22 protein-coding genes are annotated in these 25,667 nt (G+C 62.2%); 16 read left to right on the forward strand and 6 right to left on the reverse strand.

What is annotated here, in order from left to right; genetic code table 11:
* Nucleotides 1–2 precede the first annotated feature (2 nt).
* The 7 genes from nuoI to ABVN19_RS13280 all read left to right on the forward strand — a co-directional run bounded on the left by nuoI (nt 3) and on the right by ABVN19_RS13280 (nt 8,476).
* Nucleotides 3–551, forward strand: coding sequence for an NADH-quinone oxidoreductase subunit NuoI (gene nuoI / locus ABVN19_RS13250; RefSeq protein WP_043209143.1), 549 nt, complete (start codon nt 3–5; stop codon nt 549–551).
* A gap of 9 nt (nt 552–560) precedes the next feature.
* Nucleotides 561–1,061, forward strand: a complete 501-nt coding sequence (gene nuoJ / locus ABVN19_RS13255; RefSeq protein ID WP_028944233.1) for an NADH-quinone oxidoreductase subunit J — start codon at nt 561–563, stop codon at nt 1,059–1,061.
* A gap of 4 nt (nt 1,062–1,065) precedes the next feature.
* Nucleotides 1,066–1,374, forward strand: a complete 309-nt coding sequence (nuoK, locus tag ABVN19_RS13260; RefSeq protein WP_028944232.1) for an NADH-quinone oxidoreductase subunit NuoK — start codon at nt 1,066–1,068, stop codon at nt 1,372–1,374.
* Nucleotides 1,371–3,224 (forward strand): NADH-quinone oxidoreductase subunit L, encoded by a 1,854-nt coding sequence (nuoL, locus tag ABVN19_RS13265; RefSeq protein WP_028944231.1) that lies wholly within the window; start codon nt 1,371–1,373, stop codon nt 3,222–3,224. Before nuoK ends, nuoL begins: the two co-directional genes overlap by 4 nt.
* 39 nt (nt 3,225–3,263) lie before the next feature.
* Nucleotides 3,264–4,796 (forward strand): NADH-quinone oxidoreductase subunit M, encoded by a 1,533-nt coding sequence (nuoM, locus tag ABVN19_RS13270; RefSeq protein WP_028944230.1) that lies wholly within the window; start codon nt 3,264–3,266, stop codon nt 4,794–4,796.
* Nucleotides 4,797–4,803: 7 nt separating this feature from the next.
* A complete protein-coding gene (gene nuoN / locus ABVN19_RS13275; RefSeq protein ID WP_028944229.1) occupies nt 4,804–6,273 on the forward strand; it encodes an NADH-quinone oxidoreductase subunit NuoN in 1,470 nt (489 codons plus the stop codon).
* A 136-nt stretch (nt 6,274–6,409) separates the two neighbouring features.
* A complete protein-coding gene (locus ABVN19_RS13280) occupies nt 6,410–8,476 on the forward strand; it encodes a TonB-dependent receptor (protein WP_105642125.1) in 2,067 nt (688 codons plus the stop codon).
* Here ABVN19_RS13280 and ABVN19_RS13285 read toward each other — a convergent pair.
* The gene (locus ABVN19_RS13285) at nt 8,473–9,537 is read right to left on the reverse strand and encodes an AI-2E family transporter (RefSeq protein WP_028944227.1); all 1,065 of its coding nucleotides are present in this window, start codon (nt 9,535–9,537) and stop codon (nt 8,473–8,475) included. The two genes, ABVN19_RS13280 and ABVN19_RS13285, sit on opposite strands and share 4 nt — an antisense overlap.
* Nucleotides 9,538–9,659: 122 nt before the next feature.
* On the opposite strand from ABVN19_RS13285, the gene yegQ reads away from it, so the two are divergent.
* Nucleotides 9,660–10,979 carry a tRNA 5-hydroxyuridine modification protein YegQ gene (gene yegQ / locus ABVN19_RS13290; protein WP_028944226.1) on the forward strand — a complete coding sequence of 440 codons (1,320 nt, stop codon included), beginning with the start codon at nt 9,660–9,662 and terminating at the stop codon, nt 10,977–10,979.
* 251 nt (nt 10,980–11,230) lie between these two features.
* Nucleotides 11,231–11,617, forward strand: coding sequence for a fe2+ zn2+ uptake regulation protein (locus tag ABVN19_RS13295; RefSeq protein ID WP_028944225.1), 387 nt, complete (start codon nt 11,231–11,233; stop codon nt 11,615–11,617).
* A 36-nt stretch (nt 11,618–11,653) separates the two neighbouring features.
* Here ABVN19_RS13295 and ABVN19_RS13300 read toward each other — a convergent pair whose 3' ends face one another.
* Nucleotides 11,654–11,842: a hypothetical protein gene (locus ABVN19_RS13300; protein WP_028944224.1), complete on the reverse strand. Its 189-nt coding sequence runs from the start codon at nt 11,840–11,842 to the stop codon at nt 11,654–11,656.
* A 147-nt stretch (nt 11,843–11,989) separates the two neighbouring features.
* Between ABVN19_RS13300 and ABVN19_RS13305 the strand changes: the two genes are divergently transcribed.
* From ABVN19_RS13305 to ABVN19_RS13320, 4 genes are all read left to right on the forward strand, one after another.
* Nucleotides 11,990–12,448 carry a hypothetical protein gene (locus tag ABVN19_RS13305; RefSeq protein ID WP_028944223.1) on the forward strand — a complete coding sequence of 153 codons (459 nt, stop codon included), beginning with the start codon at nt 11,990–11,992 and terminating at the stop codon, nt 12,446–12,448.
* A gap of 220 nt (nt 12,449–12,668) precedes the next feature.
* Nucleotides 12,669–13,064, forward strand: coding sequence for a Mor transcription activator family protein (locus ABVN19_RS13310; protein WP_028944222.1), 396 nt, complete (start codon nt 12,669–12,671; stop codon nt 13,062–13,064).
* Between the two features lie 65 nt (nt 13,065–13,129).
* Entirely contained in the window at nt 13,130–13,765 is a 636-nt protein-coding gene (locus tag ABVN19_RS13315; protein WP_105642126.1) for a DUF2589 domain-containing protein, read from the forward strand.
* Nucleotides 13,766–13,840: 75 nt separating this feature from the next.
* Nucleotides 13,841–14,416, forward strand: a complete 576-nt coding sequence (locus tag ABVN19_RS13320) for a DUF2589 domain-containing protein (RefSeq protein ID WP_105642127.1) — start codon at nt 13,841–13,843, stop codon at nt 14,414–14,416.
* Nucleotides 14,417–14,425: 9 nt separating this feature from the next.
* On the opposite strand, the gene ABVN19_RS13325 is transcribed toward ABVN19_RS13320, so the two are convergent.
* Genes ABVN19_RS13325 through ABVN19_RS13335 form a run of 3 tightly spaced genes read right to left on the reverse strand, consistent with a single transcriptional unit; the run spans nt 14,426 to nt 20,556 of the window.
* A complete protein-coding gene (locus tag ABVN19_RS13325) occupies nt 14,426–18,100 on the reverse strand; it encodes a translocation/assembly module TamB domain-containing protein (protein ID WP_105642128.1) in 3,675 nt (1,224 codons plus the stop codon).
* A complete protein-coding gene (locus tag ABVN19_RS13330) occupies nt 18,097–19,839 on the reverse strand; it encodes an autotransporter assembly complex family protein (protein WP_028944218.1) in 1,743 nt (580 codons plus the stop codon). Before ABVN19_RS13330 ends, ABVN19_RS13325 begins: the two co-directional genes overlap by 4 nt.
* Nucleotides 19,840–19,896: 57 nt before the next feature.
* Nucleotides 19,897–20,556 (reverse strand): GNAT family N-acetyltransferase, encoded by a 660-nt coding sequence (locus tag ABVN19_RS13335; protein ID WP_028944217.1) that lies wholly within the window; start codon nt 20,554–20,556, stop codon nt 19,897–19,899.
* A gap of 162 nt (nt 20,557–20,718) precedes the next feature.
* On the opposite strand from ABVN19_RS13335, the gene xthA reads away from it, so the two are divergent.
* From xthA to ABVN19_RS13350, 3 genes are all read left to right on the forward strand, one after another.
* Nucleotides 20,719–21,531: an exodeoxyribonuclease III gene (gene xthA, locus ABVN19_RS13340; RefSeq protein ID WP_028944216.1), complete on the forward strand. Its 813-nt coding sequence runs from the start codon at nt 20,719–20,721 to the stop codon at nt 21,529–21,531.
* 261 nt (nt 21,532–21,792) lie between these two features.
* A complete protein-coding gene (locus ABVN19_RS13345; protein WP_028944215.1) occupies nt 21,793–23,103 on the forward strand; it encodes a phosphate ABC transporter substrate-binding/OmpA family protein in 1,311 nt (436 codons plus the stop codon).
* Between the two features lie 174 nt (nt 23,104–23,277).
* The gene (locus ABVN19_RS13350) at nt 23,278–24,285 is read left to right on the forward strand and encodes a TerC family protein (RefSeq protein ID WP_028944214.1); all 1,008 of its coding nucleotides are present in this window, start codon (nt 23,278–23,280) and stop codon (nt 24,283–24,285) included.
* A 42-nt stretch (nt 24,286–24,327) separates the two neighbouring features.
* Here ABVN19_RS13350 and ABVN19_RS13355 read toward each other — a convergent pair whose 3' ends face one another.
* Entirely contained in the window at nt 24,328–25,557 is a 1,230-nt protein-coding gene (locus ABVN19_RS13355; RefSeq protein WP_028944213.1) for an acyl-CoA dehydrogenase, read from the reverse strand.
* Between the last annotated feature and the right edge of the window lie 110 nt (nt 25,558–25,667).

Here is a 25,667-nt window from a genome sequence, read left to right on the forward strand (position 1 = left end):
CCATGTTCAAATATATTGGCGACATCGTTAAGGGCACCGGCACTCAGCTGCGCAGCCTGGTGATGGTGTTCTCTCACGGTTTTCGCAAACGTGACACCCTGCAGTACCCCGAAGAGCCGGTCTACCTGCCGCCACGCTACCGTGGCCGCATCGTCCTGACCCGCGACCCGGATGGCGAAGAGCGCTGCGTAGCGTGCAACCTGTGTGCCGTGGCTTGCCCGGTCGGTTGCATCTCGCTGCAGAAAGCCGAGACAGAAGACGGTCGTTGGTACCCGGAGTTCTTCCGCATCAACTTCTCCCGTTGCATTTTCTGCGGCCTCTGCGAGGAAGCCTGCCCGACCACCGCGATCCAGCTCACGCCGGATTTCGAAATGGCCGAGTTCAAACGTCAGGACCTGGTGTACGAGAAAGAAGATCTGCTGATCTCCGGCCCCGGCAAGAACCCTGACTACAACTTCTACCGTGTTGCAGGTATGGCTATTGCCGGCAAGCCGAAAGGCGCCGCGCAGAACGAAGCCGAGCCGATCAACGTGAAGAGCTTGCTCCCTTAAGGAAGAAAGATGGAATTCGCTTTCTATTTCGCATCCGGTGTCGCTGTGGTGTCCACCCTTCGGGTGATCACCAACACCAACCCCGTGCACGCCCTGCTCTACCTGATCATTTCGCTGATCTCCGTGGCGATGACTTTCTTCGCCCTTGGCGCCCCGTTCGCCGGTGTCCTGGAAGTGATTGCCTACGCTGGCGCCATCATGGTGCTGTTCGTCTTCGTGGTGATGATGCTCAACCTGGGCCCGGCCTCGGTCGCCCAGGAACGTGGCTGGCTCAAGCCAGGTATCTGGCTGGGCCCTGTGGTCCTGGCCTCGCTGCTGCTGCTTGAACTGCTGTACGTGCTGTTCAGCAACGAAAGCGGTGCCAGCATCGGCCACACCACGGTCGACGCCAAGGCCGTTGGCATCAGCCTGTACGGTCCTTACCTGCTGGTGGTGGAACTGGCCTCGATGCTGCTGCTCGCCGCAGCGGTGACGGCTTTCCACCTCGGCCGCAACGAGGCGAAGGAGTAATCACATGCCAGCTATCCCTCTCGAGCACGGCCTGGCAGTCGCCGGCATCCTGTTCTGCCTCGGCCTCGTCGGCCTGATGGTGCGCCGCAACATTCTTTTCGTGTTGATGAGCCTGGAAATCATGATGAACGCCTCTGCTCTGGCCTTCATCGTCGCCGGCAGCCGCTGGGCGCAGCCAGATGGACAGATCATGTTCATCCTGGTGATCAGCCTGGCAGCCGCCGAGGCCAGTATCGGCCTGGCGATCCTGTTGCAACTGTATCGCCGCTTCCACACTCTCGACATCGATGCAGCCAGTGAGATGCGCGGATGAACCTTATCTTCCTGACTTTTGTATTTCCCCTGATCGGCTTCCTGCTGCTGTCGTTCTCGCGCGGACGGTTCTCGGAGAACCTGTCGGCACTGATCGGCGTCGGTTCGGTAGGCCTCTCGGCCGCCGTCGCGGCCTACGTGATCTGGCAATTCAACGTCGCACCGCCGGAAGGCGGCGCATACAGCCAACTGCTGTGGCAGTGGATGTCGGTGGACGGCTTTGCACCGAACTTCACCCTCTACGTTGATGGCCTGTCGGTCACCATGCTCGGCGTGGTCACCGGCGTGGGCTTCCTGATCCACCTGTTCGCGTCCTGGTACATGCGCGGTGAAGCCGGCTACTCGCGCTTCTTCGCCTACACCAACCTGTTCATTGCCAGCATGTTGTTCCTCGTCCTGGGCGACAACCTGCTGTTCATCTACTTCGGTTGGGAAGGCGTGGGCCTGTGCTCGTACCTGTTGATCGGTTTCTACTACAGCAACCGCAACAACGGTAACGCGGCACTCAAAGCCTTCATCGTCACCCGTATCGGCGACGTGTTCATGGCCATCGGCCTGTTCATCCTGTTCCAGCAACTGGGCACCCTTAATGTCCAGGAACTGCTGGTACTGGCGCCACAGAAGTTCCAGGCAGGTGATTTCTGGATGGTCCTGGCCACCCTGATGCTGCTCGGCGGTGCGGTCGGTAAATCCGCCCAGCTGCCGCTGCAGACCTGGCTGGCAGACGCAATGGCTGGTCCTACCCCGGTTTCGGCACTGATCCACGCCGCAACCATGGTGACCGCGGGCGTCTACCTGATCGCCCGTACCCACGGCCTGTTCGCCCTGGCACCTGACGTACTGCACCTGGTCGGTGTGGTCGGCGGCGTGACCCTGGTGCTGGCCGGCTTTGCAGCCCTGGTACAGACCGACATCAAGCGTATCCTCGCCTACTCGACCATGAGCCAGATCGGCTACATGTTCCTGGCCCTGGGCGTTGGCGCCTGGGATGGCGCGATCTTCCACCTGATGACCCACGCCTTCTTCAAGGCCCTGCTGTTCCTTGCCTCCGGTGCGGTGATCGTTGCCTGCCACCACGAACAGAACATCTTCAAGATGGGTGGCCTGTGGAAGAAGCTGCCTCTGGCCTACGCCAGCTTCATCGTCGGTGGTGCCGCTCTGGCTGCCCTGCCGATCCTGACTGCGGGCTTCTACTCCAAGGACGAAATCCTCTGGGAAGCCTTCGCCAGTGGCAACAATGGTCTGCTGTACGCCGGTCTGGTCGGTGCATTCATGACCTCGCTGTACACCTTCCGCCTGATCTTCATCGCCTTCCACGGCGAAGCCAAGACCGAAGCGCATGCGGGCCACGGCATCTCCCACTGGCTGCCGCTGGGCGTGCTGATCGTGCTGTCGACCTTCGTCGGTGCCTGGATTCATCCACCACTGGCGGGCGTGCTGCCACAGAGCGTCGGCCATGCCGGCGGCGAAGCCAAGCACAGCCTGGAAATCGCCTCGGGCGCCATCGCCATCGCCGGTATCCTGCTGGCCGCGGTGCTGTTCCTGGGCAAGCGTCGCCTGGTCACGGCCATCGCCAACAGCGGCATCGGCCGCGTCCTCTCGGCCTGGTGGTTCGCCGCCTGGGGCTTCGACTGGATCTACGACAAGCTGTTCGTCAAACCTTACCTGCTGATCAGCCACATCCTGCGCAAGGATCCGGTTGACCGCAGCATTGGCCTGATTCCGCGTATGGCGAAGGGCGGTCATGCCGCCATGAGCAAAACCGAAACTGGTCAGCTGCGCTGGTACACCGCTTCGATCGCCGTAGGTGCCGTGCTAGTGCTCGGTGCCGTTGTTATGGCTGCGGTCTGATATGAACCTTGCGACTTTGCGAAAGGAATTGAGCCCGTCATGATTTTGCCTTGGCTGATCCTGATCCCCTTCATCGGCGGCCTGCTGTGCTGGCTGGGTGAGCGCTTCGGCGCCACCCTGCCACGCTGGATTGCGCTGCTGACCATGTCCCTGCTGCTTGGTATCGGCCTCTGGCTGTGGGCCAACGGGGACTACACCCTGGCCCCTGCACCCGGCGCTGCGCCTGAGTGGGCGGTCGAATTCAAAGTACTGTGGATCGAGCGCTTCGGCATCAGTCTGCACCTGGCCCTCGACGGCCTGTCGCTGCTGATGATCCTGCTCACCGGCCTGCTCGGTGTGCTCTCGGTACTGTGCTCCTGGAAAGAGATCCAGCGTCACGTCGGCTTCTTCCACCTCAACCTGATGTGGATTCTGGGCGGCGTGGTCGGTGTGTTCCTGGCTCTGGACCTGTTCCTGTTCTTCTTCTTCTGGGAAATGATGCTGGTGCCGATGTATTTCCTCATCGCGCTCTGGGGTCACAGCTCCTCCGACGGCAAGAAGACCCGGATCTACGCGGCAACCAAGTTCTTCATCTTCACCCAGGCCAGCGGCCTGATCATGTTGGTGGCGATCCTGGGTCTGGTACTGGTCAACTACAGCAACACCGGTGTGATCACCTTCGACTACACCCAGTTGCTCAAGGCCGACCTGCCGGCGGGCACCGAATACCTGCTGATGCTCGGCTTCTTCATCGCCTTCGCGGTCAAGCTACCGGTTGTACCGTTCCACTCCTGGCTGCCTGACGCTCACGCCCAGGCACCTACCGCAGGTTCCGTCGACCTGGCCGGTATCTTGCTGAAAACCGCTGCCTACGGCCTGCTGCGTTTCGCCCTGCCGCTGTTCCCGAACGCCTCGGCCGAGTTTGCGCCGATCGCCATGACCCTGGGTCTGATCGGGATCTTCTACGGTGCATTCCTGGCCTTTGCCCAGACCGACATCAAGCGCCTGATCGCCTTCTCCAGCGTTTCGCACATGGGCTTCGTACTGATCGGTATCTACTCCGGCAGCCAGCAAGCCCTGCAAGGCGCGGTGATCCAGATGCTGGCCCACGGCCTGTCGGCTGCGGCGCTGTTTATCCTCAGCGGCCAGCTGTACGAGCGCCTGCATACCCGTGACATGCGTCAGATGGGTGGCCTGTGGCACCGCATCGCCTACCTGCCGGCCATCAGCCTGTTCTTCGCCGCCGCCTCGCTCGGCTTGCCGGGCACCGGTAACTTCGTCGGTGAGTTCCTGATCCTGATCGGTGCCTTCGTCAGTTCCCCATGGGTCACTGTGATCGCCACCTCCGGCCTGGTATTCGGTTCGGTCTACTCGCTGATCATGATCCACCGTGCCTACTTCGGCCCTGCGAAATCCGATGAAGTCCTGGCTGGCATGGATACCCGCGAAATGATCATGGTACTGGGCCTGGCTGGCCTGCTGATCTTGCTGGGCATCTACCCGCAGCCGTTCCTGGACACTTCTGCCGCCACCATGAGCGGTGTGCAGCAGTGGATCGGTACCGCTTTCACTCAACTCGCTTCGGCCCGGTAAGAGCGCTATGGACCTGACGATTCAACACTTTATCGCGCTTGCGCCGCTGCTGATCACCACCATCACCGTTGTCGTGGTGATGCTGGCGATCGCCTGGCGCCGCAACCACTCGCAAACCTTCCTGCTGTCGACCGTGGGCCTCAACCTGGCCCTGCTGTCGATCATCCCGGTATTGAAAGTGGTTCCACTGGCGGTCACCCCGCTGCTGACCATCGACAAGTTCGCCTGCCTGTACATGGCGATCATACTGATCGCCACCCTGGCCTGCGTGACCCTCGCCCATGCCTACCTGGGTGACGGCGGCAAAGGCTACCCGGGCAACCGCGAAGAGCTGTACCTGCTGATCCTGATGGCTGCCCTCGGTGGCCTGGTTCTGGTCAGCGCGCAGCATCTGGCTGGCCTGTTCATCGGCCTGGAACTGCTGTCGGTACCGGTCTATGGCCTGGTGGCCTATGCCTTCTTCAACAAGCGCTCGCTGGAAGCAGGCATCAAGTACATGGTGCTGTCGGCCGCCGGCTCCGCCTTCCTGCTGTTCGGCATGGCCCTGCTGTACGCCGACGCTGGCAGCCTGAGCTTCGACGGCATCGGCAAGGCCCTGGCCGCTACCAATATGCCAAGCCTGCTGGCTCAGCTGGGCCTGGGCATGATGCTGGTCGGCCTGGCATTCAAGCTGTCGCTGGTACCGTTCCACCTGTGGACCCCAGACGTGTACGAAGGTGCTCCGGCGCCGGTTGCCGCCTTCCTGGCCACCGCCAGCAAGGTTGCGGTGTTCGCCGTCGTCGTGCGCCTGTTCATGCTCTCCCCTGCTGCCAGCAGCGGTGTGCTGACCACCGTACTGTCGGTGATCGCGGTGGCCTCGATCCTGATCGGCAACCTGCTGGCGCTGACCCAGAGCAACCTCAAGCGTCTGCTCGGTTACTCGTCCATCGCCCACTTCGGTTACCTGCTGATCGCCCTGGTGGCGAGCAAGGGCCTGGCCGTGGAAGCCATCGGCGTGTACCTGGTCACCTACGTGATCACCAGCCTGGGCGCTTTCGGTGTGATCACCCTGATGTCCTCGCCGTACAACGGCCGTGACGCTGACGCACTGTACGAGTACCGCGGCCTGTTCTGGCGCCGTCCGTACCTGACCGCGGTACTGACCGTGATGATGCTGTCGCTGGCCGGTATCCCGCTCACCGCAGGCTTCATCGGCAAGTTCTACATCATCGCCACCGGCGTCGAGTCGCAGCTGTGGTGGCTGGTCGGTGCCCTGGTGATCGGTAGTGCCATCGGCGTGTTCTACTACCTGCGCGTGATGGTCACCCTGTACCTGATCGAGCCGAACCTGCGTCGTCACGATGCCCCGCTGAACTGGGAGCAGCGCACCGGCGGCGTCATGCTGCTGGCAATCGCACTGCTTGCCTTCGTGCTGGGTGTGTACCCGCAGCCGTTGCTGGACATGGTCCAACACGCAGGCCTTCAACTGATCGGTTGATCACTGCTGCAACGACAGACACCCCGCTTAGGCGGGGTGTTTTGTTTTCAGCTGCTGTGCCTGTACAGATCGGCGACTGTGCTTCGTCTGATGATTGCGACGTCAGATACCCGCTAACAGTCCCGGAACCCCATCGATGCGTCCCACCCTACCCCGCTCCTCCCTCGCCTTGCTGATCTCCTGCACCGCCTCGGTCCAGGCCAGCGAAGGCATCGAACTCGGCCAGGTACTGATCCAGGAACAGGAGCAAAGCGAGCTGCAGGACGCTCGTGAACGCCTGCGACAAGTACCTGGCGCCACCAACCTGGTGGACATGCAACGAGTCGAACAAGGCCGGGTCGCCAGCAATCAGGATGTACTGGCCTACCAGCCGGGCGTGTTTGCCCAGTCGGCAGGTAACGACGGCATCAAGCTATCGATCCGCGGGTCAGGCATCAACCGCGCACCGGGCAGCCACGGTTCCGGCGTCTACACGATGTTCGACGGTTTGCCGCTGACCGGCCCGGGTGGTACGCCGTACGAACTGTTCGAGCCGCTGTGGCTGAGCCGCGCCGAAGTACTGCGTGGTGCAAACGGCTTTGATCGCGGAGCGCTGGCCCTGGGCGGCGCCATCGACTACGTCACCCACACGGGCCACGACGCCGCGCCGTTGCAGGTGCGCTATGAGCTGGGCAGCCGGGGATACGCCAAGCGCCAGATCAGCTCGGGGCAGGTGCTGGGAGACCTGGACTATTACGTGGCCCTGACCGATGCCGAGTACGACGGCTACCAGGAACACAGCAGCGGCAGCAGCAAGGGCATCGCTGCCAACGTTGGCTACCGCTTCAACCCGAACCTGGAAACCCGCTTCTACCTGCGTTACCGGGAAACCGAGAACGACCTGGCCGGACGCCTGACCAAAGACCAGATCAAGCATGATCCGCGCGCGGCCAACCCGCTGTACTTGAGCCGCGACGACAGCCGTCCGCAGCCGGGCAGTACCTGGCTGGGCAACAAGACCACCTTCTACCTCGATGAGGATTCGCAGCTCGAAGCAGGCCTTGTCTATCACGACTATCCAATGGACCTGCGCGAAGGCCCGATGCGCCTGAAGGTTGCCTACACCGACGTCAGCGGCACCCTGAATTATCAGCGCCGCCACACGGTGTTCGGACACGAGAGCAAAACCACCATTGGCTGGCGCACCACCAAGCACTTGCCCAACAGCGGTGCTTCGCAATACGCGCGGGTCAATGGGGTATTGGGCGCGAAAACCCGAGACTTTACCTATCAGGGCTCAGACACTGTTCTGCATCTGGGCAACGAACTGGAGCTGATCCCGGACCTGTGGCTGAGCACGGGCCTGGCGATGATCTACACCCGCCGCGAAAGCGCCGTCACCTACCCTGAAAGCGGCGGCAAGGTCAGCCAGCATGACTGGGACTACGCGCCTCGCCTGGGGCTGCGCTACGACCTGACCCCCGACCTGCAGCTGTACGGCAACCTCAGCCGCTCGGTGGAGCCACCACACCCCTGGGCGCTGATCTGGAGCTCGCCAGCGGTCAATGGCCTGCAGACCCAACCCATCGAGATGCAAAACCAGACCGCCACCACCCTTGAGCTCGGTGCCCGGGGTGAGGCGGCCATCGGGCGCTGGGACCTGGCCTGGTATTACTCGGACGTGCGCCATGAATTGCTGGCGGTCGAGATCGTACCAGGTGCTCCGGCCGCTGAATTCAACGCCAGCCCCACCGTACACCAGGGCGTGGAAGCCGGCCTGGACAGCCTGCTGTGGGAGCGTGGCGGCGTGGGCAAACTGTCGCTGCGCCAGGCCTACACCTTCAGCGACTTCCACTACCGCGACGACGATACATTCGGCGACAACCGCCTGCCGGGCATCCCGATGCACTACTATCAGGCCGAGCTGCGCTTCGACCTGCCCAGCGGCCTGTACGCCGGCTTGAACACCCAGATGGCCTCCAAGGTCCAGGTCGACTATGCCAACAGCTACCCCAGCGATGCGTATGCGGTGTTTGGCGCTACCCTGGGCTACAACTCGCCCAAGCAGGACTGGCAAACCTGGCTCGACCTGCGCAACCTGACCAACAAGCGCTACGCCGCCACCGTCACGCCGGGCTACAACGACCGGGGCCAGGACATCGCCCGCTCAACCCCGGGCGAAGGTTTCGGGGTCTATGCCGGCGTGTCCTACAGCTTCCGCTAACTGGGCAACTGCACCTGCGGCTTGGTTGAAACGAAGATCGCCCAGCTGGAGATGAACAGCGCGGCGATCAGCGGCCCGATCACAAAGCCATTGAGGCCGAACACCGCCAGGCCCCCGAGCGTGGAGATCAGAATCAGGTAGTCCGGCATTTTCGTGTCCTTGCCCACCAGCATCGGCCTCAACAGGTTGTCCACCAGACCGATCACGAAGACGCCGAAGGCGGCCAGCACCACCCCTTGCCACACTGCCCCGGTAGCCAGGAAGTAGATCGCCACGGGCGCCCAGACGATGCCCGCCCCCACTGCCGGTAGCAAAGACAGAAATGCCATCAGCACGCCCCACACCAGCGGGCTCGGGATACCCAGTATCCAGAAAATGATTCCCCCCAGGGCCCCTTGCGTGACGGCCACCAGCAGGTTGCCCTTGACCGTGGCGCGCACCACACGGTTGAACTTCAGTTGCAGGCGACGCTTTTGCTGTTCGGCCAACGGCACTGCGGTGCGCACTTTACGCGCAAGTTCGGCGCCATCACGCAGGCAGAAGAACAGCAGGTACAACATCACGCCGAAGCTGATCAAGAAGTCGAAGGTGCCCTGCCCGAAGCTGAAGGCCTGGCTTGCAAAGAACTGGCTGCCTTGCATCGCCCCCTTGGCGATTTTGTCGCGCATGCCTTCGAAGTTACCCAGCCCCATGCGGTCCAGACCATTCTGGACAAAGGCCGGGAGCATCTGCTGGAAACGTTCGAGGTAGCCGGCAATGTCCAACTGACCGCTTTCGATCCTCTGGTACAACGCCGCGCCTTCCTGCACCAGCAAGGTACTGATGACGATCACCGGCAAAATGGCGATCATCAGGCATACCAGCAGTGTCACGCCTGCCGCCAGGTTACGGCGCCAGCCCAGGCGTAAAAGCAGCCGCCGCTGCATCGGTGCGAACAGAATTCCGAGGATCACTGCCCAGAACACCGCGCCATAGAACGGCAGCAGTATCCAGATGAAAGCAATGGTGACCAGGGCCAGGAAGAGAAGCAGGGCCTTGTGCTGCTGGGAGGTTTGGTTCATGTGCGCTCCGTTGCTGTTCACAACGTTAGTGCGCAGCGCCCTGGTAAAAGTGCCCTTGATACAGATCAATAGTCGTTTGCTGCAAGAGCGATAGCATCCGCGCCTTTTACCCCGACCCGATCATGACCCTTCTTGCCAAACCCGAACTGCTCGCCCCTGCCGGCACCCTGAAGAACATGCGCTACGCCTTTGCCTACGGCGCCGACGCGGTGTATGCCGGCCAACCGCGCTACAGCTTGCGCGTGCGCAACAACGAATTCGACCACGCCAACCTCGCCCTCGGCATCCAGGAAGCCCAGGCCCAGGGCAAGCGTTTTTATGTGGTGGTCAACATCGCCCCGCACAACGCCAAGCTCAAGACCTTCCTCAAGGACCTGGCGCCGGTGATCGAGATGGCCCCCGACGCCTTGATCATGTCCGACCCGGGGCTGATCATGCTGGTGCGCCAGCACTTCCCACAGATGCCGGTCCACTTGTCGGTCCAGGCCAACACGGTTAACTGGGCCAGCGTCGAGTTCTGGCGCAGCCAGGGACTGACCCGGGTGATCCTGTCCCGTGAATTGTCGCTGGAAGAGATCGAGGAGATCCGCCAGCACGTGCCGGGCATGGAACTGGAGGTGTTTGTCCATGGCGCCCTGTGCATGGCCTACTCCGGTCGTTGCCTGCTGTCGGGCTACCTCAACCGCCGCGACGCCAACCAGGGCAGTTGCACCAATGCCTGCCGCTGGAAATACAGCGCCACCGCGGCCACCGAAGACGCCAGCGGCGATATCGTCCGTGAAGTGCAACCGACACTGGGCGTGGGGGCACCGACCGACCAGGTGTTCCTGCTCCAGGAGAGCAACCGCCCGGATGAAGACATGCCGGCGTTTGAAGATGAGCACGGCACCTACATCATGAATGCCAAGGACCTACGGGCCGTGCAGCATGTGGAGCGGCTGACTCGCATGGGCGTGCATTCGCTGAAAATCGAGGGCCGGACCAAATCGCACTTCTACTGTGCTCGCACCACCCAGGCCTATCGCCAGGCGATCGACGACGCGGTGGCCGGTCGTGCGTTCGACCGCAGCCTGATGCTCAACCTCGAATCCCTGGCCCAACGCGGTTATACCGAAGGCTTCCTGCGGCGCCACGTGCATGATGAATACCAGAACTACCAGCGTGGTAATTCGGTGTCGGAGCGCCAGCAGTTTGTCGGTGAGCTGACCGGTGAACGTGTCGAGGGCCTGGCCGAAGTGCGGGTGAAGAACCGCTTTGCCCTGGGCGATCACCTGGAGCTGATGACGCCGCGTGGCAACTATCACTTCGACCTGCATCAGTTGCGTGATCGCCAGGGAGCTGCAATTGAAGTGGCACCGGGAGATGGACACACCGTCTATCTGCCGATCCCGGAGCAGGTGGATCTGGCGTTTGGCTTGCTGCTCAAAGAACTGATTCAGTAAGCAAGCCCTGGTAGCCGCTGGCGACAGCCTGAGATCGGCCGCGCAGCGCGCCGAACCTCAGGACTCACGGACACTCCTGCACCAACGTACAGCCAATAAATTTACGGGATCGACCGCTCAGATTCGTCTTTACCTGAGTGGCCCGATAATTTTTTTTGCCAGGCACTGCAGTTTTTCCACGCTCGTTCGTCTTATAGGGTGTAGGGAACAATTTTCAAAGACCTGGACTGGCCACGAAAAGGAGTATTCACATGTACAACCAGCAGCAGTCGCTGATCGCCGAAAGACCCAAGCTCAAGGCTCGGCAAGCCTTGGCAAACACCACGAGCGGCGGCGACACCGAGCGTCACGGCAACGAACACATTCGCGAGCTGCTGCGCTCATATGGGCTGCGCACCAGCCTGATCCGCCTCAAAGTCATCGATGCCTTGCACATGGCTGACAGGAACGGTCGCAGCATCGGTGTGCGCGGTGTACATAGCCAGCTCGAACAGCTGGATATCCCGCTGTCCTTCCTCAGTGTGCGCGAAGTGCTCAAGCGCTTGTGCACCGAAGGCGTGATCAGCATGGGCAGCGACAAGTGCTACAGCCTCAACGCCGAGGCTCGCAACATACTCGAGCACACCCGCTCACGTTGAGTGAATGGCGGGCGAACGCCGGCCATGCAAATTACCTCAAGGCTTGACCTTGCGGCGCATGATGCCGTTGACCACCACCACGGCAATGGCTACACCAATGGCAATGTACTGGAACACTTGCTCACTGATCGTTCCCTGCTTCTGCAGGTAGGAAAGGCCGAGCATGATCCCCAGCACCAACAGGGAGATCAGGATGGAGTATTTCAGGCGTTGACCTTGAGTCATTGATTAATCCTTGCGACATCGGGGTGAAGGCCCTGGTCGGGCCGTGCGCATCATACAACGCAGCCGGACAATTTCCTTCTTTTGCAGGCACCTTGCAGCTGAAACCATGGCGTCCCGAGCTTTTCCCCAGATAAACGGACGAACGCCATGCTCACGTGCCGCCTACTCAGCAGCTTCGCCCTGCTGGCCTGTCTCAACGCCCACGCAGTGCCCACTGCTGCGCTCTCACCTGAACAACGTCACGCCCTGGGCAGGCAATTGGCCAATGCGGCCGGTGCCAGCCAATGGCAACAGCTGTGGCACCGCTCGCGCCTGGCAGGGCACTTCGACAGCCAGCCGACGACAGCCTATTTCACCCTGCCCCAGACCTTGCTCCCCAACGCAGCGAGCCTGACGTTGAGCGATCCGAGCGAGACCAGCGCCATAAACCGGACCCAAGTGCTGTATCGCCGCGAGTTCCGCTCACAATCGATAGGCAACCAGGCCGAACGCACGCTAAACGCCCTCTGCGTCCTGGTCGACTGGCGCACCCTGCCTGAACATGCGCTGGCTCGACCTGCGCCGTACCTGGGACAGGTCAGCTTGCTGCTGGCGCGCCCGTGCTGATGTTCATGGGTTGTCCAACCTGGCCACCGCTGCCAGCGCGCAACAACGGCAGAACAAGGGCTCGTGGGGAATGGTGTGTCGTTTTCCCATTTGAACGGCTCATGAGACCTACAAACCCCATACACAAACCCTACCCATCGTGCCCTGCTTGCAGCCTGTTGCGACCCGCCCGGATGGTCAACCATGGTGGCGCCCACTCACTCCCCAGAAGGAACTCATCATGGAGCTACAGGACCTGGAACGCATCGACATCCACCAACTGCCCCACTCACTGCAAATGCTCGTCCAATGCCTGGGCATCGAGCATGCCTACAACCTGACCTGCGCCTACGGGGGGCGGCCCAAATACATCCCCAAGCACCGCGAGCGCACCACGTTGGCCGAGGTAATGCCTCCGGCGGCCCTGGACGCCTTGATCAAGCACTATGCCGGCATGGCCCTGGAAATCCCCAAGGTCGACCACTTTCTTCGACAACTGCGCAATCAACAGATCCAGCGCGAAAGCGCCGATGGCCTGTCACGCAGCATGTTGGCCAACAAATACGGCTTGAGCCTGCGCCAGATCGGCAACATCCGACGGCTGGAAGCGTGTGCGCCGCACGGCCTTTCGACCTGATCTGCCTGAACAGAAGCACTCGCTCACCCGCACACTGACGTGCATCGACGACAAGGAAAAGCTCCATGGCCAACCTCGATAACAGCTTGATCGGCTCGGTACTGAACGCACTGCCGCTGGACCGAATGATCTCCATTCAAGCCCAGACCTCAGCCAGCAAATCATACGCAGACTTCCTCATGGGTGTGTGCATCCAGGACGGCAAGGCTGTTTCCATCCAGTTCGACTACGACGAGACCATGACCGACGAACAAGGGGTCTATCAGGGTACGGTCTCGAAAAAGATGCAGATCCCTCTGATCGCAGCGGTGACCCACCCCAACATCGTCATTGAAGAAGGCAACATCGAGTTTGAACTGACGATCAGCCAGCAAGCCGAGAGCGCCAGCGAAACAGGCGGCACGGCACGCTTTGGCGCGTCACTGGGGTGGGGGCCGTTCAAGCTCGATGTAAAAGGCCAGATCAGCCACAAATCCAGCCAGACGCGCAAGACCGATACCCGGGCCCGCTATGCGTTCAACACCAAGGTCCGCCGCCAGGACCCACCGGAAGCTTTGCAGCGGGTAATCGACTTGCTCACTGACGCTGCGACCAAGCCGATCATGTTGCCGAACACAGCGGTCGAGAACATCGGGAGGTTGCCCACCGACAATGCCTTGCCAATGCCCGATCAAGCCAACAATCCAAGCTCGAACGCCTGAGTCGCGCATCGGCAGCCTGGCTGGAATTGCTGTCAACCCAGCCCCTTGGCCACAAGGGGCTTACTCTCAATGCCTATGGAGAGCGAAATCGTGGACGATCGCCCATCGAACAATGTACCGATCATTGCCAGCGACCTGTGCGACATCACCCGTGGCCTTCAGGAGGCCGCTGCGGCCACCAACACCCTGATTGCCCAGCAGTACATCAAGCTGTTCGACCAGTTCTTCGATTACGACGCCGAAGCACTGGGTTCGCCAATGAAAGCCAAAATGGTCGAAGTGGCCATGGATGAACAGCACCGGATGCAAATCCCCCTGATTGCCCTGGTTTCACCCCGGGGGCTGGCACTGGAGCGAATGCAGGTCGATCTGTCGGTCAAGATCCTAAACACCGACAACGCCGAAGCGGCGCAAGGCCTGAATCGTGAACGCTTCTTCGTGACCCTGGGCGGGCAGAGCAAGCGCAGTGGCGAAGGGCGCGATCCCGACGAAGTCCAGATCCGCATGCAGTTCCAGGCCTGCGACCCCCCCGAGGCCCTCAACCGGCTCATCGAAGAATATACCCACCTGATCTCGCCCCGACGCCACTGCGAGCCTGCGCAAGGTCCCGCCGACAGCAACGAGTTCATCGAAGCGGCGACCGTGCGCTAGCCCCCCACGTCAGAAGTCGCGCTTGTAGAAAATATCCAGCGAGCTTGCCAGGCCGCTGGCCGCCTCCAGGTAAACCTTCTTGCTCAACTTGTAACGCAAGGCAACCGTGTTGACCGGCTCGAACACCCCGACCCCGTAGCGCAAGCTCAATCGCTCGGTCAGGTTGCCACTCGCCACAACGCTGGTGCTGGTACCACTGCCTTGGGTGTCGAGCTGGAAATCGTCGATGCCCAGGCTCGAGGCCAGGCTGCCAGTGATCCCCGCGCTGCCGGCCAGGCCGAGCCCCAGCGCTGCTTCGGCCAGCATGTTGTTGTCTTCACCGGTGGTGCCCAGGGGGCGCCCCAGTACCAGGTAGGACAACGCCTGCTCCTGGCTCATGGCCGGCTCGGAAAACACCTGGGTGGTCGGCTGTTCGGCACTGCCGCTCAGGCGAATACCAGCGATCACGTCATCGGTCTGGCGGATGGCTTCGATATCCAGATAAGGCATGTCGATCGGCCCGGCAAACAGCAGGCGCGCGCGGCGAATGGTCAAGCGTTGGCCATAGGCGCGATAGCGACCATCGGCCAGGCTCAGTTCGCCGCGCGTGTCGAGGTTGTCGCCAATATGCACATGCCCCAGCAGGTTGGCCGTCAGGCCAAAGCCCGAGAACGACAGCTTGTCCTGGCCGACTTCTACGTCGATGTCCATGGCGACTGCCATGGGTGCCTTGCCCTCTTCGGTCTGGCGGCCAACGATCACCGTATCGTCGGAGACCTTGACCGTCGAAGGCGGCAGCTCGCGCACGGTGATCTTGCCCTTGGGCACCAGCACTTTACCCGTCACTGCCAACTTGTCGCCCTGCACGCTGATCTTCAGGTCGGGCGCAATCTCCAGCGCGGCATAGGGTTCGACGTTGACAGGCAGGCGCTGCCCCTGCAACTGCAGGTCGACCGCCAGGGCCTGACCCCAGCCAACCTGTCCGCGCAAGCTACCCTCACCCGCTTCCCCGCTTTTCCAGGCGCCATTGAGCTGTACCTGTTCACCGGCGATCAAGGCCTGAATATTCAAGTTCTCCAGGCTGATCGGCAGTTCCGCGCCACTGACCTCCCCCCCGCTCAGGGTCAAGCTGCCGTTGACCTGCGGCACCAGCAAGGTGCCTGATAACTGTCCATTACCGTTCAACTGCCCGGCCAGGCGCTCGACCATGGGTGCGAACGGCCGGGCAATGGCCAGGTCCAGGCCGGTCAGGCGGAAATTGCCGGTCAGCGGTTTATTCCGGGCGACCGGGTCAAGCCGCGTCACCAGGGCAAGTTCGCCCAGGCGCTCGCCGCGAAAATCCAGGCGGGTGTCGACGCGGCGTGGTGCCAAGGTGCTTTCCAGACGCAAGGTCTGGTAGGGGAAGTCGAGCCACTGGCCTTTCTCCCGCAGTCGCAACGTACCGCCACTGGCATCGACCACCAGGGTGCCCTTGGGACCGCTGGCTGGCAGGTCCAGATTGACGTCGGCGTTGAGCAGGCCCTGCCAGGCAAAATCCTTGGGCAACCATTGAGCCAGGCTTTGCAACGGGAACTGCTTGAGGTGATAGCGCAGGCGCGGCTCCGGCGCCAGCCGCTGGTCTTCGCCGCAGAGGCTGGCCTGCCCCGAGCGCCAGCAGTGGGCACCGAAGTCCAGTTGACCACTGGCCAGGCGCTGCAGTTTCGCCGGAGCTTCCAGGCGCCAGTCCTGTCCGCCTGCCTGAATCTGGCCGCTGGCCAGGCGGCCCCGCCAGTTGCCCTTGTCCAGCGTGCCATCAAGGCCCAGGTCGAGCTTGAGCCGCGGCCCGTTCAAGGCAAGTTCCAACTGTTGCTGGCGAATGTTGCCCTGGCCTTTGGCGGTGAGCATGCCCAGGTTGGTGTCGCCTAGGCGAATGCTGCCGGCCTGCAGGTCGATCACCGCCCGCTGGGCACTGTCCAGTCGGGCATCCAGCGCAAGGCGCTGTACATGGTTGTCGGCGTGCGCCAGTTGCTGGCCCTGCAAAACCAGAGCACCTTGCGGGGCCTCCAGGGTACCGGCGACTTCCAGTTTGCCCTTGAGCTGGCCTTGCAATTGCGGCCAGAGCTGGCCCAGGCGCGGCAGATTGAGGTCCAGCTGGCCTGCCAGGCGCTGCTGCAGGCTACCGCTGCCGTTGATGTGGTTGTCGCCCAGGCGGATATCGAGCGTCCCCAGGGTCCAGTTCTTTCCGGCCCCGGTGGCAACGGCCTTGAACACCGCCGGCTGACCGCGTAGTCGCCCCTTGAGGTCGAGGTCGGCATCGAGGCTGAGCTCACCGTTGTTCATTTGCCCTTTGCTGCGCAGCGGCCCGGCCAGTGTGCCCGGCAGCTCGGCCAGCCAGTAGGCTGGGTTCAACGCCGACAGCTCAAGGGCCGCATCCCAGGCCAGGGTATCGGCAAATTGCACGCTGACGCTGCCGGCCAGCTTGCCTTGCCCGGCCGTGAGGGCCAGTTGGGGCAAGGCAATCTGCCCGAGGTCACCCTTGAACGGGCTGCTCAGGCTGAACGCACCCGCTGGCCCATCCAGGTCGCCATTGAATTGGCCCTGATAGTTGCCGTCGCGGTACTGCACCTGGCCATTGAACCGGCGCAAGGTTACTTGGGGCGCCTGCTCCAGCGGGTACAGCCGCAGCCACGGGAAGTCCAGCCAATCGACCGTTGCCTCGGCGCTCAGGCCTGCCTGCCAATCGGCGCTGGCGGTGAGCTTGAGGCTCTGCTCGGCACTGGCGGTCAGGTCCAGCGCACTGAGCTGGGCGCCCTTGGCGTCGACCTTGCCTTGCAGGCTCAGCGCCACCGGGCCTTGCTCGGCCGGCAGGCTGGCTGTTCCTAGCAATTGATAGCCGCGCTGCAGGTCGCCCTTGGCACTGAGGTCAAGGTTGTTCAATTGCAAAGTGTCGGGCAGGTCGGCGCCGGGCTTGAAGGCCTCGGCCTTGATCTGCACCTCAGCCGGCAGATGCTCGGCCAGGGCTTGGAGCTGTCCGCTCAGGCGCGCATTCAGGTAACCGCTGCTGTCGGCAGAAAGCTTGAGGGTTTTCTGCAAGTCACCCTTGACCTGCAAGGCCAATTGCCAGTCCTGGCCGTCGACCTTGGGCAATTGCAACTGCCCCTGGGCCTGCAACGGCCAGTCGCCCTCCGGCTTGAGCAGCCCCTGAAGGTTCAGGTGCAGATCGTCGCGCTGCAGTTGCAGGCTGTCGATCCTGAGCCCTTCGAGGGTCCAGTGTGCCGCCAGCTGCAGCTGGCTCAACTGTTCGTTGCCATCCAGACGCAGATGGCCGATGCGAACGTCACCCAGCTCGATCGCCAGCGGCAACTTCAGCGCAGGCAATTGCAGCGGACCACTGTCGGGAGTCGGCTCACCGGGGGCGAATGCCAGGTTGACCTGCTCGGCCTGCAAGCGCTCGATGCACAAGGTCATGCGCAACAGGCAAGCCGGCGACCAGTCGAACACCGGCGCTACCAGCTCGACCCGATCAGCGCCCTGCTCCCACACCACGCGATCCGCTTGCCACTGGCCAGCCAGACGACCTTCAAATGCCTCAAGCTGCAAACCCGGCACCATCCCGAGCGCCCAGCGGCTGCCGGCCTGGGTGCCCAGCAACAGGCCTACGGCAAGCACCGCCAGCAGCACCAGCGCCAGCACGCCGAGAAGAACAGTTTTGATAACGCGACTCACAGTTCTGGCCCCATGGAGAAGTGCAGACGGAAACCGCCGTCGTCATCCAGCGCATGGGCCAGATCCAGACGCAGCGGCCCTACCGGAGACACCCAGCGCACACCGATACCGACACCGGTCTTGAGGCTGGGGAATTCCAGATCGTTGAATGAATTGCCCTGGTCGACAAAGGTCGCCACCCGCCATTTTTCAGCCACGGCGTACTGGTACTCGGCACTGCCGGCCACCATATAGCGGCCACCGATACGGTCGCCATCGGAGTTCTTCGGTGACAGGCTCTGGTAGTCATAACCCCGAACGCTCTGGTCGCCACCGGCGAAGAAACGTAGCGAAGGGGGTATCGAGCTCTGATAATCATTGGTGGCACTGCCGCCGAACTGCACACGGCCCAGGAAACGATGATTCTGCCAAAGCGTCGTCAGCCCCTTGAGCACTACGCTGCCATGCAGCAGGTTGGTATCGGACACCAACCCTTCCTTGGCCGCCTGCACATCGAACTGCAGGCGATAGCCGTTGTGCGGATCGATACGGTTGTCACTGCGCAGGTAGGAATAGCTCGCCCCTGGCATCAGCAATGTGCTCAACCCCGAGTCATCACCCAGGCGATATTCCTCGTGCTGGAACTTGAGCGACAGCACCTGCTGCCAACCGCTGGGCAGCTTGCTGTGCCATTCCGGGCCGACGGTGAGCAATTTACTCTCCGTGTCGGTGCCGGAAATTTCTTCGTTCTGGTAGCCACCGGCAAAGCGCAGCTTGTCGGTCAGGGGCGGATCGAGCGGGATGTCATAGAACAGCCCGACGTTCTGGCGCGGCGCCGAGAGTTCGGTTTCCCAGCCATAGCTGTGGCCTTGCGGGTTGACCCAGTGACGGGTCCAGTTGGCTTTTCCGCGCGGACCGACGTCGGTAGAGAACCCCAGGCCCAGGCCCATGGTCCTGGGCTTTCGGGTTTGTAGCTGGACGGCCACCGGAATGTTGTGGTCAACGGCGGCCGTGGGTGCGGCATCCACACGCACGCCCTCAAAGTAGCCGCTCGATTGCAGGGCGTTGTTGAGTTCAGCGATCAGTTCGGAATCGTAGGGCGTGTCGGCCTTGAAGGGCACCATGCGTTGCAGGAGGGCTTCATCGAAGGGTGTGTCGCCGGCAAAACTGACCTTGCCCAGGCGATAGCGCGGGCCACTTTCGTAGATGAGCTCGATATCGGCCACGCCCGCCATCGGGTCGACCGACAGGCGCTGGCGTACAAAGTGTCCGCTGAAGAAACCATAGCGCGATGCCTGGTTCTGGATCAGGCGCTTGGCATCTTCGTAGTGACCGTGGTTAAGCACCTCGCCTGAGCGCAGCGCCTTGCTGTTGGGGATACGAAAGGCCTTGAGTTCGCTGGCCGGGCCGTCGATGCGGATGGTCACATCGCGCAAGTGCACGGGTTCGCCCGGATCGATGGTCAAGATCAGTTGTGGGTGGTCGTCAGCCTTGGCTGGCGGTTTGACCTCACTGTCGATCTGCGCCTGATAGTAGCCCAGTGCCTGAGCAGCCTTGCGCGCCTGCTCGATGGCCCCGCGGCTGAAGCGCAGCAGCGCCTCTTCATCGCGTTTACCAAGGCTGCCGATATAGCCTTCGACATTGGCCTTGAGTTCGTTGTTGGCAGGCTTGACTCGAACCACCAGCTCGCTTTGTGCGTACACGGCAAAGCTGGCAACCCATATCATCAAACCGCAGGTGAATCGTCCTGAATACGTCATAGGCGCGGATGCTACCAGAGCTTGGCGCCTGCATGGAGCCCAAGGCTCTCCAGCCTGTTATACAGGCACTGCCGCTGCCTGTCGGGAGGACTGCGGTCTGGGGTGGAAGAACACGTGCTCACGGACAGGCCCAACGGCAATTTCGCCGATCTCCTGATAACCCTGGCGTTGATAGAACGCCAGGTAGTGGGGGTTTCCGGTGTCCAGCACCACACCCTCGGAATGCTCGTCTTCGGCGCACCAGTCATGGACGGCCTGCAGCAGTTGTTCACCGTAGTGCTTGCCCTGGAACTGCGGGTGTATGCCCAGCAGCGGCAACACATGCACCGTGTCGCCTGGCAGGCAGGCCATCAGGGCAGCCTGGTAATCCAAGTAGCGCCGGGTGCAGCGAAACCCGGTACTGAGCACCATGCGCATCCGCCAGGCCCAGCTTTCAGTGATGCCCAGGCGCCGCTGCGGTGGTGCGATCAGGGCAATGCCGATCAGGCGGTCATCCACCAGCAGCCCCAATGCCGGCAGGTCCTGGAGAAAATGCTGTTTGACCAGCTCACGCACCGTGGCCCGGATGCGCTGATCGTAGCCGGGGCGCTGGGCCTCGAACAGGAAGCTGAACGTCGGTTCATGACGATAGGCGTGATACAGCAGAGAACGCGCCTCGCGGCTGTAGCCGCCATCGAGCAGGCGGATCTGGGCCGGGACGGCAGTCGATTCGGACATGCTGGGAAACCTCTGCAAATGGGCATTCATTGCCTTTGAGGTGAACGTTGCGCCGACGTTCACCCCGAGCACCACGGTAGCAGCCTATGGGGTGGCGCGCCACGCTGGCCGCAGGCGCCGATGTCGGCTAGCATCCTGGGTTTTACCAGGATTGTGTTTCCCATGAAGATCGTCTCGTTCAACATCAATGGCCTGCGCGCCCGGCCCCATCAATTGGCGGCGTTGATCGAAAAGCACCAGCCTGACGTGATCGGCCTGCAGGAAACCAAGGTCAGCGACGAACAATTCCCGCTGGCCGACGTCCAGGCCCTGGGCTACCACGTACACTTCCACGGCCAGAAAGGCCACTACGGTGTCGCCCTGCTCTCGCGCCAGGCGCCTCTGAGCCTGCACAAGGGCTTTGCCAGCGATGAAGAAGAGGCCCAGCGCCGCTTTATCTGGGGCACCTTCGCCGATGCCGACGGTACGCCGATCACCATCATGAACGGCTATTTCCCCCAGGGCGAAAGCCGCGACCACCCCACCAAGTTCCCGGCCAAGCAGCGCTTCTACAGCGACCTGCAGACCCTGCTCGAAAGCCAGTTCAAGAACGACGACCCCCTGGTGGTGATGGGCGATGTGAACATCTCGCCCGAAGACTGCGACATCGGCATTGGCGCCGACAATGCCAAGCGCTGGCTCAAGACGGGCAAATGCAGCTTTTTGCCCGAAGAGCGCGAATGGATGGCCCGCCTGAAGAACTGGGGCCTGGTCGACAGCTTCCGCCACCTGCACCCGGAAGTGGCCGACCGCTTCAGTTGGTTCGACTACCGCAGCCGTGGTTTTGAAGACGAACCCAAACGTGGCCTGCGCATCGACCTGATCCTGGCATCCCAGGGTCTGCTGTCGCGGATCAAGGCGGCGGGGGTCGACTACGACCTGCGCGGCATGGAAAAGCCCTCGGATCACGCGCCGATCTGGCTGGAGCTTGCATAACCTGCAGGAACGGGCCTCCCCCGCGACGGCGATATTGAAGGCCACATCGCGGGGCTATACCTACCTGGCGACAGCTATGCAGCCGATCACAGCCTCGTTCCTCGGCAGCGGCTACCGGCTGCAAGCCGAGCCTGCGTAGCCGCTGGCGATAGCCTGCGATCGGCCGCGCAGCGGTCGCGGCTCCATACAGCCGTGTCATCCAACTGTCATTCCACTGTCTTAATCTGCCGCACACCCTCTGCCTGAAGAGTGCCTGCCGGCATGTTCCGCCACCTCAGCCTGATCCTGCTGTGCCTGTTCCCGCTCGTTACCCACGCGGCGCCCCTGTTGCGTATCCAGGGTTCCAACACGATCGGCGCGGTACTCGCGCCGGCACTGGTGCAAGGGCTACTGGCCGCACAAGGCGCCAGCGACATTTCAATCGTCGCGACCCAGATCCCCAACGAAATCCAGGTCAGTGCCCACGACGGCAATGGCCACCCCGTGCGTATCGACATCGCCGCCCACGGCTCCAGCACAGGCTTCGCCGCCCTCAAGGCCGGCCAGGCTGATCTGGCAGCGGCCTCGCGCCCGATCAAGGCCAGCGAACTGGTCGCGCTCACTCCGCTGGGCGATTTGAACAGCGCCACCGCCGAGCAGATCATCGGCCTGGACGGCGTCGCGGTGATCGTCCATCCCGATAATCCATTGCCACAACTGAGCACCGAGCAACTGGCGGGAATTTTTGCCGGGCGCATTACCACATGGGACGCCCTGGGCCTGGGCCACGGGCCGATCCACCTGAATGCCCGGGATGATCGCTCAGGCACCTTCGAAACATTCAAGGCCCTGGTGCTCGACGCCAATGGCCTGGCATTGGCCGCCACCGCCCAGCGCTTCGAGTCCAGCGAGCAACTGAGCAAAGCCGTGCAGTCCGACCCCCAGGCCATTGGCTTCAGCAGCCTGGCCTCGGTGCATGGCGCCAAGGTCCTGGCGATTGCCGATGGCGCTTCCCGACCGATGCTGCCAAGCCCAGCGCTGGTGGCCAGTGAAGACTACCCACTGTCGCGACGCCTGTACTTCTACCTGCCGCCGGACACCCCCTCCCCCTGGGCCCGGGCGCTGGTGGAGTTCGCCCAGAGCCCACAGGGCCAGGCCATCGTGACCGGCAATGGCTTTGTCGGCCAGCAGGTAAATGCCTTGCCGGTACCCCCGGCTGCCGACATGCCGGCGCGTTACCAGGACCTGGCGCGCAACGCCCAGCGCCTGTCGGTGAACTTCCGCTTTCAAGAAGGCAATGCCAGCCTGGACAACAAAGCGCTACGTGATGTGCAGCGGGTGGTCGAGTTTCTGCGCCAACACGGCAAGCTGCACAAACGCGCCGTGCTGGTGGGATTCGGCGATGCCAAGCGCGATCCGCAACGCGCCGACCTGCTCTCGCGCCTGCGCGCCATGGCGGTGCGCCGGGAACTGGTCAAGGCCGGAGTCGAACTGCGCGACATCATCGGCCTGGGCGATGAATTGCCGGTGGCCACCAACACGGCTGAAGAAGGCCGTATCCGCAATAGGAGAGTGGAAGTCTGGGTGTACTAAATGTCCTGGAGTTGCGTAGGCAACCTTTTGTTACAGCCCCGGTTGGGCTGCGGTCGTCATCGGGTCTAGTCTTTCAACTGTGACGCCGGGCCCCTCTGACGGCTGCCAAGCCGCCATGTCGGAGTCACTGCTGCCTTGATCCTCAAGGCAGCGACGACAATCAAGGAGGGGCGCATGGCGGCTCTACAGGCATTTCTCGACAACGACTTCCTCGGTACCAGCGCCTGGTTCTGGCTGGCATTCATCGGCATCGTCCTGACATTACTGGTGCTGGACCTGGGCGTACTGCACCGCAAGGCCCACACCATCGAAATGCGCGAGAGCCTGCTGTTGTACAGCGGCTACTTCAGCGTCGGGATGCTCTTTGGCGGGTGGGTCTGGCTGGAGTTGGGCGCCCAGAGTGCCCTGGAGTTCTACACCGGTTTTCTTGTCGAACAGTCGTTGTCCATGGACAACGTCTTCGTCATGGCAATGATCTTCAGCTACTTCTCCATTCCCCGCCTCTACCAGCACCGAGTTCTGTTCTGGGGCATCCTCGGGGTGGTGGTGCTGCGCGCGATCATGATCGGCGTGGGCAGTGCACTGGTTCAGGAATTCGCCTGGATCCTCTATGTGTTCGGGGCCTTCCTGCTGTTCACCGGGGTGAAAATGCTCCTCAGCCGCGAAGAAACCCACCCGGACCTGGCCAACAACCCGGCGCTCAAGTTCGTCCGCAACCATATCCGTGTCACCGATGACCTGCACGGCCCGCGCTTTTTCGTGCGAATCCGGGCAGCCGGGCAGAACAAGGCCGTGCTGTTTGCCACGCCACTGTTCCTGGCCCTGGTACTGATCGAACTCGCCGACCTGGTATTCGCCGTCGACAGCGTGCCGGCGATCTTTGCCATTACCCAGGACCCGTTCATTGTCTATACCTCGAACATTTTCGCGATTCTTGGCCTGCGCGCCTTGTACTTCGCCCTGGCGGCACTGATACACCGCTTTGTCTATCTCAAATATGCCCTGGCCCTGGTGCTGATCTTCATCGGTGGCAAGATTTTCTACCACGGCCTGATCGGAGCGGTTCCGGCGCTGCTGTCACTCGGCGTGACCCTTGGCCTGTTGACGGGCGGCGTAGTGCTGTCGCTGCTCAAAACCCGCGACCGCCCACCGCAACCTGTCAATTCCAGCCACCATGAATGACTCAGGCCCGCATGCGCGGGCCTGAGGTTTTCCTGTCATCCGTCAATGCTCGCTGCGGAGCATTTCCTTGGGTACGTACTTGCCGACCTCGAACTTGCCGATGGCCGCCCGGTGGACTTCATCCGGGCCGTCGGCCAGGCGCAAGGTACGCTGCATGGCATACATGTAGGCCAATGGGAAATCACCGCTGACACCGGCTCCACCGTGGATCTGGATAGCCCGGTCAATCACCTTCAAGGCCACGTTCGGCGCCACCACCTTGATCTGGGCGATCTCGCTGCGCGCCACCTTGTTGCCTACCGTGTCCATCATGTAGGCGGCCTTGAGGGTCAGCAGGCGGGCCATGTCGATCTCCATCCGCGAATCGGCGATCTTGTCGACGTTCCCCCCCAGGCGTGCCAACGGCCGGCCGAACGCCGTGCGCTCCACCGCGCGCTTGCACATCAATTCCAGGGCCCGCTCGGCCATACCGATCGAACGCATGCAGTGGTGGATACGGCCAGGGCCAAGGCGCCCCTGGGCAATCTCGAAGCCGCGGCCCTCACCAAGCAACACGTTTTCGTAGGGTACCCGCACGTTTTCGAACAACACTTCAGCGTGACCATGAGGCGCATCGTCGTAACCGAACACCGGCAGCGGACGGACGATTTTCACCCCGGGGGTATCGGTAGGTACCAGGATCATCGAATGCTGCTGGTGACGCGGCCCGTCGGGGTTGCTCAAGCCCATGAAGATCATGATTTTGCAGCGCGGGTCGCAGGCCCCGGAGGTCCACCACTTGCGCCCGTTGATGACCCACTCATCGCCATCGCGCACCGCGCGGGCCGCCATGTTGGTGGCATCGGACGACGCCACGTCCGGCTCGGTCATGGCAAAGGCCGAACGAATCTCGCCGCGCAACAGCGGCTCCAGCCACTGACGTTTCTGCTCCTCGCTGCCGTAGCGCACCAGCACTTCCATGTTGCCGGTGTCCGGCGCCGAGCAGTTGAAGGGCTCGGGGCCCAGCAGCGAACGGCCCATGATTTCGGCCAGGGGGGCGTATTCCAGGTTGGTCAGCCCCGCGCCCAGCTCCGACTCCGGCAAAAACAGGTTCCACAGGCCTTCGGCCTTGGCCTTGTTCTTGAGCTCCTCCATGATCGCGGTCGGCTGCCAGCGATCACCCTCGGCGACCTGACGCTCGAACACCGCTTCAGCGGGATAGACATAAGCATCCATGAACGCCGTGACACGTTCGCGCAACGCCTGGACCTTGGGTGAATAGGCGAAATCCATGGGGCAGTACCTTCAGTGGAAAGGGGATCTGTTGAAGAGACTAGATCAGCGATCAAAATCCACCTAGTCTATTCTCGGCGTGTATAAACATTCATAACCGATATATGATC

This window comes from Pseudomonas vranovensis (genome assembly GCF_040438935.1).
Classification (GTDB): domain Bacteria; phylum Pseudomonadota; class Gammaproteobacteria; order Pseudomonadales; family Pseudomonadaceae; genus Aquipseudomonas; species Aquipseudomonas vranovensis.

Coding starts and splice junctions, on each gene's coding strand:
- ABVN19_RS13335 (WP_028944217.1), bottom strand. CDS start 20,556: ATGTCCGAATCGACTGCCGTCCCGGCCCAGATCCGCCTGCTCGATGGC.
- nuoJ (WP_028944233.1), top strand. CDS start 561: ATGGAATTCGCTTTCTATTTCGCATCCGGTGTCGCTGTGGTGTCCACC.
- ABVN19_RS13305 (WP_028944223.1), top strand. CDS start 11,990: ATGCTCACGTGCCGCCTACTCAGCAGCTTCGCCCTGCTGGCCTGTCTC.
- nuoN (WP_028944229.1), top strand. CDS start 4,804: ATGGACCTGACGATTCAACACTTTATCGCGCTTGCGCCGCTGCTGATC.
- ABVN19_RS13310 (WP_028944222.1), top strand. CDS start 12,669: ATGGAGCTACAGGACCTGGAACGCATCGACATCCACCAACTGCCCCAC.
- ABVN19_RS13280 (WP_105642125.1), top strand. CDS start 6,410: ATGCGTCCCACCCTACCCCGCTCCTCCCTCGCCTTGCTGATCTCCTGC.
- nuoI (WP_043209143.1), top strand. CDS start 3: ATGTTCAAATATATTGGCGACATCGTTAAGGGCACCGGCACTCAGCTG.
- ABVN19_RS13345 (WP_028944215.1), top strand. CDS start 21,793: ATGTTCCGCCACCTCAGCCTGATCCTGCTGTGCCTGTTCCCGCTCGTT.
- nuoM (WP_028944230.1), top strand. CDS start 3,264: ATGATTTTGCCTTGGCTGATCCTGATCCCCTTCATCGGCGGCCTGCTG.
- ABVN19_RS13295 (WP_028944225.1), top strand. CDS start 11,231: ATGTACAACCAGCAGCAGTCGCTGATCGCCGAAAGACCCAAGCTCAAG.
- ABVN19_RS13285 (WP_028944227.1), bottom strand. CDS start 9,537: ATGAACCAAACCTCCCAGCAGCACAAGGCCCTGCTTCTCTTCCTGGCC.
- ABVN19_RS13320 (WP_105642127.1), top strand. CDS start 13,841: ATGGAGAGCGAAATCGTGGACGATCGCCCATCGAACAATGTACCGATC.
- ABVN19_RS13350 (WP_028944214.1), top strand. CDS start 23,278: ATGGCGGCTCTACAGGCATTTCTCGACAACGACTTCCTCGGTACCAGC.
- nuoK (WP_028944232.1), top strand. CDS start 1,066: ATGCCAGCTATCCCTCTCGAGCACGGCCTGGCAGTCGCCGGCATCCTG.
- ABVN19_RS13330 (WP_028944218.1), bottom strand. CDS start 19,839: ATGACGTATTCAGGACGATTCACCTGCGGTTTGATGATATGGGTTGCC.
- ABVN19_RS13355 (WP_028944213.1), bottom strand. CDS start 25,557: ATGGATTTCGCCTATTCACCCAAGGTCCAGGCGTTGCGCGAACGTGTC.
- xthA (WP_028944216.1), top strand. CDS start 20,719: ATGAAGATCGTCTCGTTCAACATCAATGGCCTGCGCGCCCGGCCCCAT.
- ABVN19_RS13315 (WP_105642126.1), top strand. CDS start 13,130: ATGGCCAACCTCGATAACAGCTTGATCGGCTCGGTACTGAACGCACTG.
- ABVN19_RS13300 (WP_028944224.1), bottom strand. CDS start 11,842: ATGACTCAAGGTCAACGCCTGAAATACTCCATCCTGATCTCCCTGTTG.
- nuoL (WP_028944231.1), top strand. CDS start 1,371: ATGAACCTTATCTTCCTGACTTTTGTATTTCCCCTGATCGGCTTCCTG.
- yegQ (WP_028944226.1), top strand. CDS start 9,660: ATGACCCTTCTTGCCAAACCCGAACTGCTCGCCCCTGCCGGCACCCTG.